Annotated in this window: 17 protein-coding genes; 16 read left to right on the top strand and 1 reads right to left on the bottom strand. The window is 36.6% G+C overall.

Annotated elements, in window-relative coordinates:
• Positions 1-31 precede the first annotated feature (31 nt).
• The 15 genes from purM (at position 32) to ACONDI_RS10615 (ending at position 17,890) form a co-directional block, all read left to right on the top strand.
• Complete coding sequence (gene purM / locus ACONDI_RS10685) at positions 32-1,114, top strand: phosphoribosylformylglycinamidine cyclo-ligase (RefSeq protein ID WP_241078536.1); 1,083 nt, start codon at positions 32-34, stop codon at positions 1,112-1,114.
• Positions 1,107-1,754: a phosphoribosylglycinamide formyltransferase gene (purN, locus tag ACONDI_RS10680; protein WP_241078535.1), complete on the top strand. Its 648-nt coding sequence runs from the start codon at positions 1,107-1,109 to the stop codon at positions 1,752-1,754. The genes purM and purN overlap by 8 nt, the downstream gene beginning before the upstream one ends.
• The gene (gene purH, locus ACONDI_RS10675; protein ID WP_241078534.1) at positions 1,747-3,306 is read left to right on the top strand and encodes a bifunctional phosphoribosylaminoimidazolecarboxamide formyltransferase/IMP cyclohydrolase; all 1,560 of its coding nucleotides are present in this window, start codon (positions 1,747-1,749) and stop codon (positions 3,304-3,306) included. Before purN ends, purH begins: the two co-directional genes overlap by 8 nt.
• 157 nt (positions 3,307-3,463) lie before the next feature.
• Complete coding sequence (gene purD / locus ACONDI_RS10670; protein WP_241078533.1) at positions 3,464-4,735, top strand: phosphoribosylamine--glycine ligase; 1,272 nt, start codon at positions 3,464-3,466, stop codon at positions 4,733-4,735.
• 149 nt (positions 4,736-4,884) lie between these two features.
• Entirely contained in the window at positions 4,885-7,188 is a 2,304-nt protein-coding gene (locus tag ACONDI_RS10665; protein WP_420848142.1) for an ATP-dependent helicase, read from the top strand.
• Positions 7,189-7,202: 14 nt separating this feature from the next.
• On the top strand, positions 7,203-9,239 hold the full coding sequence (gene ligA / locus ACONDI_RS10660; RefSeq protein WP_241078531.1) for an NAD-dependent DNA ligase LigA: 2,037 nt from the start codon (positions 7,203-7,205) through the stop codon (positions 9,237-9,239).
• 389 nt (positions 9,240-9,628) lie between these two features.
• Positions 9,629-9,919, top strand: coding sequence for an Asp-tRNA(Asn)/Glu-tRNA(Gln) amidotransferase subunit GatC (gatC, locus tag ACONDI_RS10655; RefSeq protein ID WP_241078530.1), 291 nt, complete (start codon positions 9,629-9,631; stop codon positions 9,917-9,919).
• 28 nt (positions 9,920-9,947) lie between these two features.
• Positions 9,948-11,405: an Asp-tRNA(Asn)/Glu-tRNA(Gln) amidotransferase subunit GatA gene (gatA, locus tag ACONDI_RS10650; protein ID WP_241078529.1), complete on the top strand. Its 1,458-nt coding sequence runs from the start codon at positions 9,948-9,950 to the stop codon at positions 11,403-11,405.
• A 58-nt stretch (positions 11,406-11,463) separates the two neighbouring features.
• Positions 11,464-12,888, top strand: a complete 1,425-nt coding sequence (gene gatB / locus ACONDI_RS10645; RefSeq protein ID WP_241078528.1) for an Asp-tRNA(Asn)/Glu-tRNA(Gln) amidotransferase subunit GatB — start codon at positions 11,464-11,466, stop codon at positions 12,886-12,888.
• A 195-nt stretch (positions 12,889-13,083) separates the two neighbouring features.
• Positions 13,084-13,797, top strand: coding sequence for an AzlC family ABC transporter permease (locus ACONDI_RS10640; protein WP_241078527.1), 714 nt, complete (start codon positions 13,084-13,086; stop codon positions 13,795-13,797).
• A 51-nt stretch (positions 13,798-13,848) separates the two neighbouring features.
• The gene (locus ACONDI_RS10635) at positions 13,849-14,169 is read left to right on the top strand and encodes an AzlD domain-containing protein (RefSeq protein ID WP_241078526.1); all 321 of its coding nucleotides are present in this window, start codon (positions 13,849-13,851) and stop codon (positions 14,167-14,169) included.
• Positions 14,170-14,227: 58 nt separating this feature from the next.
• Positions 14,228-15,649, top strand: coding sequence for a 23S rRNA (uracil(1939)-C(5))-methyltransferase RlmD (gene rlmD, locus ACONDI_RS10630; protein ID WP_241078525.1), 1,422 nt, complete (start codon positions 14,228-14,230; stop codon positions 15,647-15,649).
• Between the two features lie 102 nt (positions 15,650-15,751).
• Positions 15,752-17,167 (top strand): 23S rRNA (uracil(1939)-C(5))-methyltransferase RlmD, encoded by a 1,416-nt coding sequence (gene rlmD / locus ACONDI_RS10625; protein WP_241078524.1) that lies wholly within the window; start codon positions 15,752-15,754, stop codon positions 17,165-17,167.
• 149 nt (positions 17,168-17,316) lie between these two features.
• Complete coding sequence (locus ACONDI_RS10620) at positions 17,317-17,583, top strand: type II toxin-antitoxin system prevent-host-death family antitoxin (protein WP_241078523.1); 267 nt, start codon at positions 17,317-17,319, stop codon at positions 17,581-17,583.
• Entirely contained in the window at positions 17,570-17,890 is a 321-nt protein-coding gene (locus ACONDI_RS10615) for a type II toxin-antitoxin system RelE/ParE family toxin (protein ID WP_241078522.1), read from the top strand. The genes ACONDI_RS10620 and ACONDI_RS10615 overlap by 14 nt, the downstream gene beginning before the upstream one ends.
• Before the next feature lie 11 nt (positions 17,891-17,901).
• On the opposite strand, the gene ACONDI_RS10610 is transcribed toward ACONDI_RS10615, so the two are convergent.
• Complete coding sequence (locus ACONDI_RS10610; RefSeq protein ID WP_241078521.1) at positions 17,902-18,537, bottom strand: NUDIX hydrolase; 636 nt, start codon at positions 18,535-18,537, stop codon at positions 17,902-17,904.
• Positions 18,538-18,740: 203 nt separating this feature from the next.
• On the opposite strand from ACONDI_RS10610, the gene ACONDI_RS10605 reads away from it, so the two are divergent.
• The gene (locus ACONDI_RS10605; RefSeq protein WP_241078520.1) at positions 18,741-19,838 is read left to right on the top strand and encodes a DUF362 domain-containing protein; all 1,098 of its coding nucleotides are present in this window, start codon (positions 18,741-18,743) and stop codon (positions 19,836-19,838) included.
• Positions 19,839-19,981 lie beyond the last annotated feature (143 nt).

Here is a 19,981-nt window from a genome sequence, read left to right as displayed (position 1 = left end):
CAAGATTAAAAGAAGGAGGAGGGAGGCGTAATTGACAGAGGATAGTTACAAAAAAGCAGGAGTTGATATTGAAGCGGGGCAGGATGCTGTTGATAGAATTAAGAAGATCACTGATTCTAACGCAGATGATAGAGTGATTTCTGGTATAGGTGGGTTTGGGGGCCTTTACTCCCTTGGTGGTGCCTATAAAGATCCAGTACTTGTTGCAGCAACTGACGGGGTTGGTACAAAGCTAAGACTGGCCTTTAAAACGGGGATCTATGATACCATTGGAAAAGACCTTGTAGCAATGTGTGTAAATGATGTCTTGTGTCAGGGGGCAAAGCCTCTATTTTTCCTTGATTATTTAGCTACGGGAAAGCTTGATCCGGGTCAGGTAGAAGAGATAATTAAAGGAATAGATAGCGCCTGTAGAGAAGCAGGATGTGCTCTTTTAGGTGGTGAAACTGCTGAGATGCCGGGTTTTTATCCCCCTGGTGAGTTTGATGTGGCAGGATTTACTGTTGGAGGCGTAGAAAGGGATAAGATAGTTGATGGTAAAGGTATAAAAGATGGAGATGTTTTGATAGGCCTTCCATCAACAGGTATTCATAGTAACGGTTACTCTCTTGTCAGAAAGGTCTTGCTTGAAGAAGAGGGTGGAGGTGGCAAGTATAGCCTACAGGATACACCTCCAGAACTTGATCGTCCTCTTGGCGAAGAGCTATTAGAACCTACACGTATATATGTTAAGGAGGTAGGTTCTTTACTTAATGAAGATATAGAGATCAAAGGTATGGCTCATATTACCGGGGGAGGATTGGTTGAAAATATCTCCAGGATATTACCGGAGGGACTAGCTGCATTTTTGGATGAGTCATCCTGGGAAGAGCCTTCGATTTTTAATTTGATCCAAAAAGAAGGTAATATCTCAAAGCAGGAAATGAGACGAACATTTAATTTAGGGATTGGTTTTGTATTAATACTGGGTGCAGGTGAAGCCAAAAAAGCTATGGATCTATTTGCTTCATCAAATGAAGAGGCTAATATCATAGGAAAGGTTATGCCAAAAGAGAATATAGAAGAAGATGTAAGTGAAAATAATATGGAAGATTCGGTGATTTTCTATGACTGATAAAACTAACAAAACTGATAAAAGTCAGGGGAAAAAAATAGCAGTCCTTGCTTCTGGAAGTGGAACGAATTTTCAAGCTATTATTGATTCTGTCGATACTGGTTATATACCTGCAAGTATAGAGCTGTTGATTACTGACAACGCTCAGGCAGTAGCTCTTAAAAGGGCTAAAAAAGCGAATATAGATACTAGAATTTTTTATCCTTCAAGATATCAAAATAGAGAAGCTATGGAGAGGGAAATGATCAAAGAGCTAAAAGATCGAGAAGTTGATTACATAATACTTGCGGGATATATGCGTCTTTTGACGTCAATTTTTGTAAAGGAGTACAAAAACAAAATTGTAAATGTTCATCCCTCTCTTTTGCCGGCATTTCCAGGTGATAATTCTGTTAAAGAAGCTCTTGATTATGGTGTTAAATTTACGGGGTGTACAGTTCATTTTGTTGATGAAGGTGTAGATACAGGTCCTATATTGATACAGCGACCGGTAAAAGTGTTTGAAAACGATACTGCAGATAGTCTAAAAGGAAGAATTCAAAAACGTGAATGGCAGCTACTGCCAAGGGCTGTAAGGGCTTTGGTAACTGGTAACTTAAAAAGAATAGACGAAAGGAAGTGGATTATAATCAATGAGTGATGTAAAAGAAGTTAAAAGAGCGCTGATAAGTGTATCAGATAAGTCGGGTTTGGTGGAATTTGCTTCAAAGCTTGCAGATCAAGGTGTAGAGATAATCTCTACGGGTGGAACAGCAAGAAAACTAAAAGAAAACGATATTCCTCATAAAGAAGTTAGTGAGATTACTTCATTTCCGGAAATTTTGGGTGGAAGGGTAAAAACACTGCATCCTTATATTCATGTGGGTATTCTAGCTAAAGAAGATGAAGAACATAAAAAACAGCTTGAAGAGCATGGTATTTCATATATCGATCTTGTAGCAATAAACCTATATCCTTTTGAAGAAACTGTTAGTAAGCCTGATGTCACGATGGATGATGCTCTAGAAAATATCGATATTGGCGGCCCTACTATGATAAGGGCATCAGCTAAGAACTGGCCCCGTGTGAGTATAGTTGTTGACCCAGGTAATTATTCTGATATCTTAAAAGAACTTGATAACCACGGTGGGATAAGAGAATCTGTTAGAAAAGAGCTTGCTTTAAAGGCTTTTCAACACACTAATTATTATGACAGTGTGATAGTTGACTATTTGAGTAAAAACATTGATGATAAAGAAACTGATACTGGTGAAGATGATGCAGAAGTATTTAAGGAAAAAGATAGTATTGAGTTTTTCAATAAGACCAGTTTAAGATATGGTGAGAACCCTCATCAAAATGCAGCATTCTATCACACAGAAGATGTAGATCTAAGGATGCATCAGGGCAAAGAGTTATCCTTTAATAATCTTAATGATACAGAAGCTGCCCTAAACCTTGTCAAAGAGTTTACCGACCCTTGTGTTGTAGCAGTTAAGCATACTAACCCTTGTGGTGTTGGTGTAAGTGACGATCTTCTTACAGCATACAGAAAAGCTTATGACAGTGATCCTGTAAGTATATTTGGTGGAATAGTAGCTCTAAATAGACCGTGCAGTGAGGAAGTTGCTGAGGCTATAACAGAAATTTTTGTTGAGGTTGTTATAGCGCCTCAGTACTCAAGAGAGGCTTTAGAGGTATTTAAGAAAAAGCCAGATATTAGAGTCCTTGAGACAGATTATGGTAGAGAAGGGACTAAACTAGACATAAAACCACTCACATGGGGATATATATGTCAAGAAAAAGATAACAAAACAGCAAGTGTAAAAACCTGGGAGCAAAAGACCGGTGGAAATCTGTCAGAGGATAAGATGAAAGATCTGGAAATTGCTTACAAAGTTGTTAAGCATGTTAAGTCAAACGCTATAGTTCTTGTTAAAGACGGCCAGACAGTTGGCGTTGGTGCAGGACAGATGAAAAGAGTCGGCTCTGCTGACATAGCTATAAAAGAGGCTGGTGAGAAAGCAAAGGGAAGTGTTATGGCGTCTGATGCATTTTTCCCATTTAATGATACAGTGCAGCAGGGAGTAGATGCTGGTGTATCAGCTATAGTACAGCCAGGTGGTTCTAAGCGTGACGAAGACTCTATTAAGCTTGCCGAAGAAAATAATATAGCTATGTTCTTCACAGGAACAAGACATTTTAAACACTAATTTTGCCTGCAAAAAAATGATTCTGGTGCAAAAAGTCTATTCACATAAGTAAAGTGTTTTTAATTGATACATCTAAAAACAAAACTTTGTTCATATGACTTTTTGCACCAGAATCAAGAATATATTTAAAAAATAGAGTTAATAGGGGGGATTTTTGGTGAGAGTTTTGGTGGTTGGCTCAGGGGGTAGGGAACACGCCCTTTGCAAAAAGATAAATGAAAGTTCCAAAGTAAAAGAGCTGTTCGTGGCACCCGGGAACTATGGGATTAAAAAGGAAGCTAGCTGTGTTGATATTTCAGTTGAAGATATATCTTCTCTTGTTTCTTTTGCCAAGGAAAAGGAGATCGATTTAACTATAGTAGGACCTGAAGCCCCCCTTGCTTTAGGAATAGTAGATGAATTTGAAAAGGAAGGGCTAAAAATATTTGGCCCTTCAAAAGAAGCTGCCAAATTAGAGTCTAGTAAAGTCTTTGCCAAGCAGGTAATGGAGGAAAATGATATACCAACGGCAAGAGCAAGTGAGTTTACAGATAGTGATGAAGCAAAAAAATTCGCCGCTTCTCTTGTCCCGCCAGTTGCCATAAAGGCTGATGGTCTTTGTGCCGGGAAAGGGGTAGTAATTGCACAAAGTAGAGAAGAGATTTTGCAGACAGTGGTAGGTTTTATGGAAGAAAAAGAGTTTGGAGATGCTAGCGCCAAAATTTTGATTGAAGAGTACTTAGAAGGTCAGGAAGTATCGGTTCTTGCTTTTTGTGATGGGGAAAATATTATTCCCATGGTATCTAGTCAGGACCATAAACCTGCTTATGATGGTGATAGAGGGCCAAATACCGGTGGCATGGGAGCATATTCGCCAGCGCCCATCTTTAGTGATGAAGACATGGACTTTACCACAAAAAATGTTCTAAAGCCTACAGTCAAAGCAATGGGTGAAAAAGGGGTTCCCTTTAAAGGCATTCTTTATGCCGGACTGATCATGACAGAACAAGGGCCAAAGGTATTGGAGTTTAATGTCAGATTTGGTGATCCTGAAGCTCAGGCTGTGATTCCAAGGTTAAAAACTGACCTGGTGGATGTTATGATCGCAGCATGTAATGGTAAATTAGATAGTATTACCCTTGATTGGGATGATAGACCTGCTGTGTGTGTGGTAGCAGCATCTGGGGGTTATCCTGGATCTTATACTAAAGGATATGAGATAAAGGGAATTGATGATTTTGATGATTCAAGTGATGTGATGCTTTTTGGAGCAGGCGTCAAAGATAAAGAAGGTGTTCCTGTCACTGCAGGTGGCAGGGTTCTTGGTGTGACTGCTATGGCTGACACTTTGGCAGATGCCCAGCAAAAGGCGTATAGAAGACTTGGTCAGATAGATTTTAAGGATATGCATTATAGAAGGGATATTGGCGATAAGGGAGTTAATCTATAATACCAACGACTCGCTAGGATTTGCTAAAGACCTCACAAATCAAAAGCTCGCAATAGTAATCCATGAAATATATTGGATTACTTTTCTTTTGTTTATTTTATTTTAATGGTAAAATATTAAGGTATGAAAAAACATGTAAAGTAAGGGTGATGAATGTGGTGGATGATTCATTGTTGAATGAAGCTCAAAGAGAAGCTGTATGTCACGGGGAAGGTCCTCTTCTAATATTGGCAGGGGCAGGTAGTGGGAAAACTAGGGTATTAACCCATAGGATAGCCTATCTTATTGAAGATGCGGGTGTTCATCCAGAGAGTATCCTTGCGCTTACTTTTACCAACAAAGCTGCAAACGAAATGAAAGAGCGTGTAGGAAACCTTGTGAAAACAGCTCCACCAAGCTGGGTGTCAACTTTTCACTCTGCTTGTGTTAGGATACTAAGAAAAGATATACACCATTTAGGGTATGATAACAATTTTTTGATATATGATACTAAGGATAAAAATGCTCTTGTTAAAGAGTGTATTAATGAAATAAATTTAGATAGTACAAAGTACAAGCCTGCCGTGGTTTCTAACCATATTAGCAGAGTGAAAAATGAACCTTTGGATTCTGGCGAAACAAATTATGGAGATAACCCAAGCTATTTTTATGAGAATGTAGAGAGGATTAAAGAAATATACCAGGAGAAGTTAAAGAAAAATAATGCTCTTGATTTTGATGATTTATTATTATTTACACTCAAATTATTTGAGGATAATCAGGATGTATTGGAGTATTATCAAAATAAATTTGGCCATATTTTGGTGGACGAATTTCAGGATACAAATCAGATTCAATATGAATTGATAAAAAAACTTGCTTCCCCGGAAAATAATCTATTCGTAGTTGGAGATGATGATCAGTCGATTTATTTATTCAGGGGAGCTGATGTAAGAAATATATTATATTTTGAAAGGGACTATGGTTCGTGTAAGGTGATTAAGCTAGAAAAAAATTACCGTTCAACTACAAATATACTTGATGCGGCCAACAAAGTTGCCTGCAATAATCCAAATAGAAAACCCAAAAAACTGTATACAGATAATGGTGAAGGCGAAAAGATAAAATATTTTTGTGGTGAGAATGAATATGAAGAAGCTAGATTTATTGCCCGGGAAATCAGTGAAAGCCTAAATAACTACTCGAAAATTGCCATATTATACCGTACAAATGCCCAGTCAAGAGCAATAGAAGAGGCTTTGTTAAAGGAAAATATTAGGCATAAAGTTGTAGGGACAAGTTTTTATGATCGTAAGGAAGTAAGAGATATCCTGGCTTATCTGATGGTAATAGAAAATCCAGGTGCAGATCTGCAGTTAGAGAGGGTTATTAATGAACCAAAACGTGGGATTGGTAAGAGTACTATAGAAAAGGTGAAAAATCATGCAGAAGAAAATGGGATTTCCTTTTTTGATGCATTGTTAGAGTGTGATCAGATAGGTCTTGGGAATAAAGCAGTAAAATCAATCAAAGAATTTACTGAAATGATTAGTAATTTTAGAAAAATGAGGGAATACTTAACGATAAAAGAACTGCTGCAGGAGGTAGCTGAGACAAGCGGCTATATCCAGGCCTTACAAAAGCAAGACACCAGGGAAGCAGAGGACAGGATAGAGAACATCAAAGAACTCTATTCAACGGCTGCGGATTTTGACGTGGAATATGGTGGGACTTTGCATGAGTTTTTGACTAACTTATCTCTTGTAACTGATTTGGACAAATTAGATGAAGAAGAAGATCAGGATAATAACGATGGAGTTGTTCTGATGACTCTACACAGTGCCAAAGGTCTAGAATTTCCTGTAGTGTTTTTGACTGGTATGGAAGAGGAGATCTTTCCTCACTTTAGAGCTTTAGAAAATGAAACAGAGATGGAAGAGGAAAGGCGAATTTGCTATGTAGGGATAACCAGGGCAGAAAATCTATTATATCTAACAAGAGCAAATAGAAGGACTCTATATGGAAGAAATAGGCCTTTCTTGCCTTCAAGATTTTTGAATGAAATAGACGAAAATTTGATAGAAGATCTATCCAATGAGTCGGAATCTATTGCAAATGAAAATTCATTTATTAAAGGGTTTTCTTATGGGTCTAACTCCTTTAATTCTTTTAATGATAGTTCTTTTAAGAATAATAAATCTAAATCCTATAATAACAGCAAAACTGACAGCTCTTCAAATCTAAAAAGTCCAAAGCCTCCTTCTTTTAACACTTCTAATACACCGCAAACGCCTAAACAACAAAGTGGCGAAAGTTATAAAGAAGGTGAGATTTTAAAACACAAAAAATGGGGCGAAGGAGAAGTTCTTAAAGCACAGGAAATTGGTGGAGATTGGGTGCTTACTGTCAAATTCGAAAACGAAGGGATCAAAAAGCTAGCTGCTGGTCTTGCCCCGATTGAAAAGATCAAATAGCCGGGGGTGTAACCTTGGATGAAAAACAAGCTAAAAAGAAAATTCAAGAACTAAAAAAGACAATTGAATATCACAATCATAAATACTACGTACTAGATTCCCCGGAAATTGATGATAAAGAATATGACAGGCTGATGAAGGAGCTTATAGAACTTGAAGAAAACTATCCTTCATTAAAAACACCAGACTCTCCTAGTCAAAGGGTTGGAGGAGAACCATTAGACGAATTCTCCCGGGTGCGTCATACTGTTCCTATGCTTAGTCTAGCTAATGCTGAGAATGAACAGGAGCTTAGAGAGTTTGATAACAGATTGAGACGTCTAATAGGTGATGATAGGTCATTTTCTTATGTTTGTGAGCTAAAAATTGATGGACTTGCTGTATCTTTGGTATATGAGAATGGTGTTTTTGTTAGAGGGGCTACCAGGGGAGATGGCTTAGTTGGAGAGGATATCACTAATAACTTAAAAACAGTTAGATCTATTCCTCTAAGTTTAAACAGCAGTTATAACCTGGAAGTTAGAGGCGAAGTGTTTATGCCAAAGGGTGCTTTTTATAAACTTAATGAAGAGAAAGAAAAAAAAGGCGAAGAACCTTTTGCCAACCCTAGAAATGCTGCTGCTGGCTCACTGCGACAGCTTGATCCCAAGATAGCTGCCAAAAGGGAGTTAGATATCTTTTTATATTCTGTACCTTATATCGATATTGAAGAAAATATTGAAAAAAAAGAGTTTCAGAGTCACTATGAAACTCTAGAGTTTATCAAAAGTATTGGTTTTAAGGTTAATCCATATATTGAAAAGTTTTCAACTATAGAAGGGGTCGTTGATTATTGTACTGGTTTTTTGGAGAGAAAACCTGAATTACAATATGATATTGATGGAATTGTGATAAAGGTAGATGAGATTTCAATACAGAATGAACTTGGTACAACTGCAAAAAGTCCCAGGTGGGCTATAGCATACAAATTTCCTGCTGAAAAGAAAGTTACCCAAGTTCAAAATATTATAATAAATGTAGGTAGAACTGGAGCCCTTACCCCTGTGGCTTTTTTGGAGCCAGTAAATGTTGCAGGCTCGGTAGTTAAGAGAGCAAGTTTACATAATGAAGACATATTGAATGAAAAGGGTATAAAAATTGGGGATTTTGTAGAAATACAAAAGGCAGGGGATATTATACCGGAAATAGTAAGGGTTATAGAAGAAAAAAGAACTGGAGAAGAAAAAGATTTTGTCTACCCTAAAGAATGTCCAGTCTGTAAAACTGAAGCTGTGAGATTAGAAGATGAAGCAATACTTCGCTGTATCAACCCTTCATGCCCTGCCCAAACAGTAGAAAAGATAATTCATTTTGTTTCTAGAGATGCAATGGATGTTGAAGGGTTAGGTGACAAATTAGTAGAAAAACTATATAACGAAGGATTAATTAAAGACGTTGCAGATCTCTATTATCTTTCAAAAGATGATATAGCTGGTCTGTCAGGATTTGGCGAAAAATCTGCTGAGAACTTAATAAATGCAATTGAAGAAAGTAAAAGCCGCCCCCTTACTAATCTAATTTTCGCTCTGGGGATAAGATTTGTAGGTAAGAAAGCAGCAGGCCTTTTGGCAAAGAAGTATCGCACTATTGATAAGCTTCTAGACGCTAAAGAAGAAGATATCGCAGAAATCCCCGGTATGGGAGAAAAAATAGCAGACAGCATAGTTAAGTTTTTAAGTGATGAGAACTCATTAAGTTTAATCAATAAGTTAAAAGAAGCAGGAGTTAATATGGAAGAAACGCAAGAAGATGAAGGTGAGGATAGAAGTTTTGAAGGTAGTATTTTTAATGGCAAAAGCGTTGTATTGACAGGAAAAGTAGAAGGATACTCAAGGGAAGAGGTTAAAAAAATCCTTGACAGGCTTGGTGCTGATGTTAAAAATAGTGTTAGCAGGAATACAGACATTGTAATAGCAGGTGAAGATGCAGGTTCAAAGGTTGATAAAGCAAGAGAGCTTGGGGTAGAGATTATGAGTGGGGAGGAATTCTTAGATAAGGTAGGCTATTTGTAGTTCTCACTTAGCGGATTTTTAGAAAGCGAAAAATCCTAAATCGTTCGAACTACACATAGCCTACCTTTGGGGATTTGTGGCAGCGGACTTAAGAAGTGATGATTCTATGAAAGTTTTGATTCTGGTGCAAAAAGTCATATGATCAAAGTTTTGTTTTTAATTGCAATACATCTTGATGAGGGAGCTGGTAGAAATAAGGTCTAATGACCCCGATGTCATTAGCTAACCTGACTCAGGATGAGTTATTCGATTAGGTAGCCTTATTTCGACTGCTGACGAATCTTAGATGTATCAATTAAAAACACTTTACTTATGTGAATAGACTTTTTGCACCAGAATCAAGTTTTACAATTATGAACAGAAATCGATAAAAGGAGGGAGTAAGTGATATGAAGGTTGATAAGGATATTGTCAGGCATGTAGCGGATCTAGGGAGGCTTTATGTCAAGGATGAAGATGTGGACGCTTTTGCAGAGCAGCTAGGAGAGGTACTAAAGTGGGCAGACAAATTACAGGAGTTAGACCTTGATGGGGTAGAGCCAACTGCTCATGCTCTAGATATGAAAAATGTCTTTAGAAATGACGAAAGAAGAGAATCTCTATCTACAGAAAAGGCTCTTGAAAATGCACCTGATAAAGAAGATGGATACTTTAAAGTTCCAAGAATTATAGAAGAATAAAGCTAATTCGATTGGAGGAGATATGCCTATGAAATTACATAAACTAAGTCTCTATGAAGCTAAAGAGGGACTTGATAAAAAAGAGTTTAGTGCAAAAGAATTGGTCACCTCAACCTTTTCAAGAATTAATGAAGTAGATGAAAAAATTAATGCGTTTATATCCGTAGATGAAGAGACAGCAATAAGTAAAGCTGAAGAAATAGATGACAACAGGGCTAAGGGAGAAAAACTCCCGCCTTACGCTGGGGTACCTGTCGCAATTAAAGACAATATGTGTACTGATGGTATTAAGACTACGTGTGCATCAAAAATACTTGAAAATTTTGTGCCTCCTTTTGATGCGACCGTTGTCAAAATGCTTCGAGATACAGGGTTTATTATGGTAGGAAAAACTAATTTAGACGAATTTGCCATGGGTTCATCTACCGAAAACTCTGCGTTTTTTACCACCAAAAATCCCTGGGATTTGAATAAAGTTCCTGGTGGTTCAAGTGGGGGGTCTGCTGCATCTGTTGCTTCAGCGGAAGTACCCCTTGCTCTTGGATCAGACACGGGTGGTTCTATCAGACAACCTGCAGCCTTTTGTGGTGTAGTGGGTTTTAAGCCTACATACGGAAGAGTATCTAGATACGGACTTGTGGCTTTTGCGTCATCTTTTGATCAGATAGGTCCTTTTGCTAGAAATGTTAAAGATGTTGCTCTTAGTATGAACGTTATATCTGGCCATGATGAGATGGATTCCACTTCTGCTGACATAGATGCACCTGATTTTACTAAATCATTAGACAAAGGTGTCAATGGAATGAAAATTGGTATACCGGAGGAATATTTCCAACTAGGGGTAAAAAGTGAAATAAAAAATGTAGTCAAAAATGCTATAAATACTATTGATGATCAAGGAGCTATGGTGGAAGATATATCACTTCCAACCACAGAGTATGCACTTACTTCCTATTATCTTATAAGTCCTGCAGAAGCATCAAGTAACCTTGCCAGATTTGATGGTGTAAGGTATGGAACAAGATTATCTGATGAGAATCTAAAGAGTCTTTACTATGAAACTAGAAGTCAGGGTTTTGGAGAAGAGGTTAAAAGAAGAATTATGCTTGGAAATTATGCTTTGAGCTCTGGGTATTATGATGATTATTACCTTAAAGGTTTAAAAGTTAGAACTCTGATTAAAAGAGAGTTCGAAGACATATTTGGAAAATATGATGTTCTGATGGCGCCAACTACTCCAACTCTGCCATTTAATATAGGTGAGCAGATTGATGATCCAGCTACCATGTATTTAAACGACATCTGTACCGTACCGGTTAACCTTGCCGGACTCCCTGCAATTTCAGTTCCTTGCGGCTTTGTTGAAGGAAACCCTGTAGGTATTCAGATTATAGGTAAGCCTTTTGATGAAGCTAAAGTACTGCAGGTGGCATCAGAATTAGAAAAAACACTGAATTTGGGGCAAAAGATACCAGGAGAGAGCTAAAATAGCAGGTAAGTTATAAGTTTGTTGTAAGTTTAAGCAATATAAAGGGGGAAAACATATGCAGTCATATGAAACGGTGATTGGCCTTGAAGTTCATGCCGAACTTTTAACAGATACAAAGATATTTTGTGGGTGTTCTACAGAGTTTGGTAAGAAACCAAATGAGAATGTATGTCCCATCTGCCTAGGGATGCCTGGAACTTTGCCGGTTCTTAATAAAAATGTTTTGGATCTTGCAGTAACTGCTGGGTTGGCTTTGAACTGTGAAATTGCCGAATTTAGCAAGTTTGATAGGAAAAACTATTTTTATCCTGATCTGCCCAAGGCTTATCAGATATCACAATTTGACCTGCCAATTGCAAGAAACGGCTATATAGAAGTAGAAGTGGAAGGCGAGAAAAAGAAAGTTCGTATAAATAGAATTCACATGGAAGAGGATGCAGGTAAACTTGTGCATGCTGCCGGAGGGGACTCGATGGTTGACTTTAATAGAACCGGAGTTGCCCTTATTGAGATAGTTACTGAACCGGATATCAGAAGTCCCAAGGAAGCCAAAGCTTACCTTGAGGCGTTAAAAAACATTTTGCAGTATACAGAAGTGTCTGACTGTAAAATGGAAGAGGGCAGCCTTCGCTGTGATGCCAATGTTTCTATAATGCCAAAAGGAAGCGATGAGTTTGGGACTAAGACAGAAGTTAAGAATATGAACTCTTTTAAAGCTGTAGAAAAAGCCCTTGAATATGAAGTAGAGCGTCAAATGGAAGCGTTAGAATACGGAGAAGAAATAGTTCAGGAAACAAGGCGCTGGGATGAGAGTAAGCAGGTGACAATCTCTATGCGTTCGAAGGAAGAAGCTCATGATTACAGATACTTCCCGGAACCTGATCTACCACCTATTGTGATGAAAGAATCTGAACTTGAGAGGATTAGAGCCAATATTCCAGAACTACCCAAGGAAAAGAAAGAGCGCTTTGTATCAGAGTATAATTTGAGCGACTATGATGCAGGAGTTTTGACTTCGGATAAAAAGATTGCTGATTATTTTGATGAATGCGCTAAGAAATCCGAAAATCCCAAAAAACCAGCTAATTGGATAATGGGTGATCTGTTAAGGGTTTTAAATGAAGAAAATAGAGAAATTGATGAAATAAAAATTACATCTGATATGCTAGTAGAACTTTGTAAACTTGAAGAGGATGGAACAATAAGCAGCAAAATTGCAAAAGAAGTCTTTGAAGAAATGTACAAAAATGGAGACAAACCAGAAGAAGTAGTAGAAAAGAAAGGTCTAAAACAGATTAGTGATCAGGGTGAGATAGAGCAATTTGTTGAAGAAGTAATCGAAGAAAACCCAGAAACTATAGAGGATATTAGAAATGGTAAGGATAAAGCAATGGGCTTTTTGGTTGGTCAGGTAATGAAAAAGTCTAAAGGTAAGGCCAATCCTCAAATGGTTAATGATCTTTTAAAAGAAAAAATTTAAGTTTGATTCTGGTGCAAAAGTCTATTCATAAAATTTTGCTCATATGACTTTTTGCACCAGAATCATTAAATAAATTTTGTTTAACAATGTATAATAAAATCCTGCTAGATCTTTAACGAGGTTTAGCAGGATTTTATTAAGTTTGTGTCTGTTAATGCTGTTTGTAGAAGCTGCTTCCGTTAGGGGTGAAAAACAATGTACTTAGTAGGTGCCAAAAAAGCACTGCCGATTGTACTAGGATATATTCCCATTGGATTTGCTTATGGGGTCTTAGCTAGAGAGGTTGGTCTAAATTTAATAGAGACAGTTATGATGAGTGTGTTGGTTTATGCAGGTTCTGCTCAGTTTATAGGAGTAGAACTTTTTGGTAGGGGCGCTGATCCTTTTAGTATTATTACTACTACTTTTCTTGTTAATTTGCGTCATCTACTGATGAGTGCATCCCTTTCTGTTAACTTTAAAAAATTCCCCGGGAAAATTTTGCCTATTGCAGCCTTTGGAATCACTGATGAAACTTATGCAGTTAATTCTGTAGAGTTTAAAAATTATGATCGAGATGAGAAGTTTGTTTTGGGGCTTCAATTTACTTCCCATGGCGCCTGGATATTGGGAAGTGCAGCAGGAGCTTATTTTCATCAGCTTGTTCCTGATACAGAAGCTCTTGGCTTTGATTTTGTTTTGTATGCCATGTTTATATTTTTGTTAACAATTCAGCTTAATAATTTTAGATTAATTCAGATTGCATTAATTTCTGCTTTTTTTGCCTTGGTTTTTAATGTTTTCTTTCCGGATAACAACTGGTATATAATGGCTTCGACAATTATTGCTGCAACGATTGGGCTTATAATGGAAAATAACCATAAAAACCAAACAGACGGTCAGAATAGTAAAACTAATAAGGATAACTAAAGATAAATAAAAAGATGAATAATTTAAAGGGTTGATCTAGGAGGAAATAATATGGACCATAAAGTATTGTTAATACTCATCGGAATGGCGGTTGTCACTTATATCCCCAGGTTTTTACCCCTAGCACTTTTTAGTCGCTTAGAAATTCCTGATATTGTCATTAGGTGGTTAAACTACGTACCTGTTGCAATATTAGCAGCTCTTCTAGCTCCAGGGGTAATGATGGAAGAGTCAGAACTGTTTATTTCTTTTGATAATCCTTTCCTACTAGCAGCAGTACCTACTTTTTTGACTGCTATTAAGACTAAAAATATGATGCTTACTGTATTTACCGGAATGATATTTGTTATTGGGATAAGAAATATATTCTAGAATTTGTGAAACAGTACAAATCAAATATAATTTCATTAACGAAGGAGCGAGTGACGAAATGGGTAAGAAAAAAACCATCCCGGTGAAAGTTGGAGACAGAATAACCGTTGATATAGATGATATGAATCACCAGGGAGAAGGTATAGGAAGGTATGAGGGCTTTGCTATTTTTGTGCCTGAAGCCTTGCCCGAAGAAGAGGTTGAATGTGAAGTGATAAGTACTAAGAAAAATTATGCCAGGGCTTTGATTACAGAGATAAAGACTAGCTCGAAAGATAGAGTGAGCCCGCCCTGCCCTTATTATAAAGATTGTGGAGGTTGTCAGCTTCAGCATCTTAGTTATGAGGGGCAGTTAAAATTTAAAGAAAAGCAGGTAAAAGAGAATATAGAGAAAATTGGTGGAATAGATAGCGAAGAGTATGAATTTTTGCCGATAATGGGTATGAAACATCCCTGGAACTATAGAAATAAAATTCAGCTGCCGGTGCGAAAAATAGACAATGAGACAGAATTAGGTTTTTTTAAGAAAAGGTCTCATAATCTAATACCAGTGGACTACTGCATGATCCAGGATGAAAGAGGCAACTTAGTTTTGAAAAAAGTTAGAGAAATCCTGAAAAAATACGACATTCCTCCTTATGATGAAACTAAACATGAGGGGTTATTACGTCATGTGATAATTCGAGTTGGTGCAAATAGCGGAGAGATTTTGATTGTTTTTGTAACAAGGGAAAACAAATTTCCCAACAAGAAGAAGATAATTAAAGAGTTAGAAGATAATGTTACAGACCTAGTAGGGATAGTACATAACATTAATCAAAAGCGTACAAATGTGATCCTAGGTGATGCAGAAAAGACAATCTGGGGTAGATCATATCTAAAAGATAAGCTGGGAAATTTAGAATTTAAAATTTCACCGGCTGCCTTTTATCAGGTTAACTCTTTTCAAGCAGAAAAGCTATATAACAAGAGTATAGAGCTAGCTTGTTTACATAATGAAACAAATGAAACAAATATAAAAAATAAACTGGTTATAGATGCTTATTGTGGGATTGGTACGATAGCTCTAAATTTTGCTAGATATGCTGATGAAGTTATAGGGATGGAAGTTGTTAAGGAAGCTGTTAATGATGCCAGGGATAATGCCGGGATAAATAATTTAGAAAACAAAGCTGTATTTTGGCATGGAAAAGTAGAAGAGATTATTTATGAATTAAGAGAACATAAAGAGCAAGAACCTGAAATTGTAGTAGTTGACCCGCCTAGAAAAGGGTGTGACAAAGATTTTTTGCAGGCATTATTGGATCTAAAGTCTCAAAAAATAATATATGTCTCATGTAATCCTTCAACTCTTGCAAGGGATTTGAACCTACTTGTGAACTCAGACAAAACTAAGTATCATGTCAAAGCTGTGCAGCCAGTGGATATGTTTCCGCAGAGCGTGCATGTGGAGACGATAGTGTTGATAGAACAGAAATAAATTATATCAGTAGGAATACGTTGATGCTATTATAAAAGTTTGATAAAGTATGAACGACTCAAACATCATCAGAAAAAAGTTTTGAGAGTAAGGATGGATATTATGAAAAAAACAAAACAAAAATTTAAAGGTAACAATAAAAAAAATAATAGCAAAAAAGCAAGCGGCAAAAGAGGCTCTTCTAAAAAAGAAATTGTGGAAGCAAAATGTATCGACATAGATGCAGAGGGCAAAGGGATAGTTAATTATAATGGTCAAGAAATACGAATCTCAAACCTAATAAAAGATGAAACTGCAAAAATAGAAATTATAAAAAAGGGAAGGCATATAACAGGAAATCTTTTGAAGGTATTGAAACCATCTCCCAAAAGGGTTAAAGCGAGGTGCCCCCATTACGATAAATGTGGGGGATGTCAACTGCAGCACATGTCATATAAGGATCAGTTCCAACATAAGCAGCTAATGGTAGAAAAATTAATGAAGCCCTTTGCTAAAGTAAACTCCATTATTACAATGGATAACCCCTATGATTACCGCAACAAGGCCCATGCTACATATTCATATAAAAACGGAAAAATAGTTTCAGGCTTCTATGAAGAAAAAAGCCATAAGGTGATTCCAGTGGATCGGTGTCTAATTCAGAGTACTAAGGCCGATGATATACACAAAACCATAAGAAAACTTATGAAGTCCTTTAAAATGAACCCCTATGATGAAGATACCGGCAGAGGCCTAATTAGGCATGTCCTAGTAAAGGTAGGGTTTGCCACAAAGGAAATAATGGTAATCCTAGTCACCCCTAGTACCATGTTTGCATCGAAGAATAACTTTATAAAGGCTTTGCGAAAAGAGCACCCTGAAATCAAAACTATTATCATGAATATTAACAATAAAAGAACTAGTATGGTGTTGGGTGACAGAGAAAAAGTCTTGTACGGAAAAGGAACCATTCAGGATACACTATGCGGTTACACCTTTAACATATCATCAAAATCATTCTATCAAGTTAACCCTAAACAAACAGAAAAACTGTACGGTAAAGCCATAGAGATGGCCAATTTCAAAGGCAATGAAGTGGTCATGGATGCCTATTCAGGCATAGGAACAATAGGGATAATCCTAAGCAAAAATGTCAAATCGGTGATAGGAGTGGAATTGAACAAAGATGCAGTACGGGACTCCATCAAAAATGCTAAACAAAACCAAGTAAATAATGCTCGCTTCTATCAAGGAGATGCTGGAGAGTTTATGCTCAAGATGAAGGAAAGCGGTGAAAAACTAGATGTAGTTATAATGGATCCTCCAAGGAGCGGAAGCGATGAAAAATTCTTGTCCTCACTAGTTAAGATATCGCCGAAAAAAGTGGTTTACATCTCCTGTAATCCAATAACTCAGGCAAGAGATATGAAGTTTTTAGCTAAACATGGATACAAAGCAGAGGAAATCCAACCGGTAGATATGTTTCCTCAAACTGCTCATGTGGAGTGTGTAGTATTGATGTCAAGGGTGGATAAATAGAAGGGCTGTTTTGTTGGAGGTTTGGGACAGCCCCTTTTTCGTTTAAGTCTACTAAGAAAGCTCCTAAAAGAATAGGTGATTAATACATTTGGATTTCATATATAATTATGCTATAATTATGTCATAATAAAGACAAAGGAGCTGATGTTATGCCTGAAATTAGACCTATGAAAGATTTAAGAAATACAACAGAAATCTCTGAACTTTGTCACGCAACGGATGAGCCTATTTACATTACAAAAAATGGGTATGGGGATTTAGTTGTTATGAGCATTGAAGCTTATGAAAAGAAAATGGCTAAGTTAGGTTTGTATGAAAAATTAGCTAAAGCAGAGGAACAGGCAAAAAACGGGGAAGAACTACTAGAAGCTGATGATGTATTTAGAGGACTTAGGAACAAACATGTCAAAAAATAAATTCAATTTAAAAGTGACTCCTGCGGCTTATGCTGACCTAGACAACATTTACAAATACATTGTAAATGACCTTTATAATAGACCTGCTGCAGAAAACCTGATAGATAAAATAGAAGAAGCTTTTTTACGATTAAGGGAATTCCCGTTTTTCTGCAATCTTGTAGAAGACGAAATCCTCAAAAACAAAGGTTATCGCAAACTTATTATTGAAAATTACGTTGGTTTCTATATTATAAATGAAGAAAAAAACGAAGTTATTATTATGCGAGTATTATATAGCAAGCAAAAATATGAAGATATTATTTGATACCCTTGTTACTAAAGAAATTTCTTGTAAGTTTCAATAAAATTATTAACTATCCTCGCTGTAATTCCCCAGATATTATAATCATCATGATTATAAAAATAGACCGGATATTTTCCCTTTTTAAAAGGGTATTTCTTTCCCCCGGGAACCTTATGAAAAGGAAAATCGTCGCCTGTTTTTGGCTCTAGATAAACATAATGAAGTTCGGGAGAATTTTTTTCGAAAAATTCTAGGGGGATTGTAAATAACTCGTCTACTTCATCTTTATTAAAATCAAGGTTGTCTGGATTTATATTTTCTAAAGCTCCAATGAAAGGTTTAACAAAGGCATCGTATGGGGTTAGTATGTAGTCAAGCTCACCAAAAAGATTTATATTTTCTTTTTTGACATTTAGCTCTTCTCTGGTTTCTCTAATACATGCGTCTTCAAAAGTTTCATTTTGTTCTAAAGCACCGCCAGGAAAAGAAATTTCCCCAGGGCGGTTTTTTAATTTTTGGGCTCTAATTTGAAATAATAAATGAAGATGGTTATTTACCTTTACTATTGGAACTAAAACTGAAAATTTGCTGTGTGTCCCAAGTAATTTGGGGGCTTTGTCATTGAATATTTTTTTAATTGTTTCTAGCCTTATGATTTTATTATTCACAGATATTCACCTCTTACCTGTTATCGTTATCGATTTTTACTCGTCAAAATCAATTATTTAATATTTTGCTATTAATGATAAATTATAACATATAAGATTAAATTGATTTAGATAATTTAAAAGGATAATTAAGGCTTTTTTAGAATAAATATAGTGTGGCTTATAATTGTTTACAATTAATGCCCAATCAGGAGGGGTCTGATATGATGGAAAAAGGCAAAATATACACGATTTATGGGAATTCTCCAAAGGAAATGGTTAAAAAAATACTTGATCAATATCCACCCAAAATGGAGGATCTGACTAAAGACGCCCGGATAGCGTTGAAGCCTAATTTGGTAAAGCCTAAATACTCTGATTCTGGGGCTACTACTTCGCCTGAGATGGTTGCCGGTGTATTAGAATTCCTCAAAGATAAAGGGTTTAATAATATTGTTATTATGGAAAGCTCATGGGTAGAGACCAGTACCGAAAAGGCTTTTGATGTTTGTGGTTATACACAGCTATCAAGAGAGTATGGAATTCCATTATTAAATCTGCAGGAGCATGAATACGAGACTGTAAAAAGCGGGTCTTATGAAATAAATGTATTTAAAAGGCCTATGAATGTAGATTATTTTATTAATTTGCCCGTTTTAAAAGCACACTGCCAAACTAATCTAACCTGTGCTTTGAAAAACCTTAAAGGTTGTGTTCCTAATGATGAGAAAAGAAGGTTTCACTCTCTTGGGTTAGATGAGCCAATAGCAAGGTTAAATACTATTATTGAGTCTGATCTAGTAATAGTTGATGGTATTATCGGCGACCTTACTTATGAAGGTGGGGGTAATCCTGTTGAGATGGGCAGGATTATGTTATGCGAAGATCCGGTATTACTTGATTCGTATGCGGCCAAATTATTGGGTTATGAAATCGAAGACGTAGGGCATCTTAAGATAGCAGAAGGGCTTGGAGTTGGTGAGTTTTTTGCTAGTGATGAACAGCTTGTAGAGCTAGACAGGGATAAAAAGCCAAAGATAAGTGTTGAAAATAGTAACCTGGCTGAAAAGTATGCAGACTATGTACAAGAGGATGGTGCCTGTTCGCCGTGCTATGGCAGCTTAATTCATGCCTTGGCAAGACTAGACGATAAAAACCAACTATATACCATAAAAGATAAAAAAATATGTATAGGCACTGGCTATAAAGAAAAAAGCCTGGATGGCCTTGGTATTGGGCTGTGTACCAAAGACTTTAAAAAATCAGTAAAAGGCTGCCCACCTGATGCAAGAGAGATATTAAAACATCTTGAAAATGAATAGAAAAAGAAACGGAGGGAGGATCATTAAATGATTCTTCCTCTATTTTTTTATATAACTAAATTATACTTGAAATACTATAGTATTAGCCTAATTATGCTTATTATAATAGGAGTATAATTTAGCCTGCATACTATAAGTGAGAT

The organism is Natranaerofaba carboxydovora, assembly GCF_022539405.1.
Classification (GTDB): Bacteria; Bacillota; Natranaerobiia; order Natranaerobiales; family Natranaerofabaceae; genus Natranaerofaba; species Natranaerofaba carboxydovora.
Note: the sequence above shows the minus strand (reverse complement) of the source record. Positions and strands in the feature narration are given on the sequence as shown.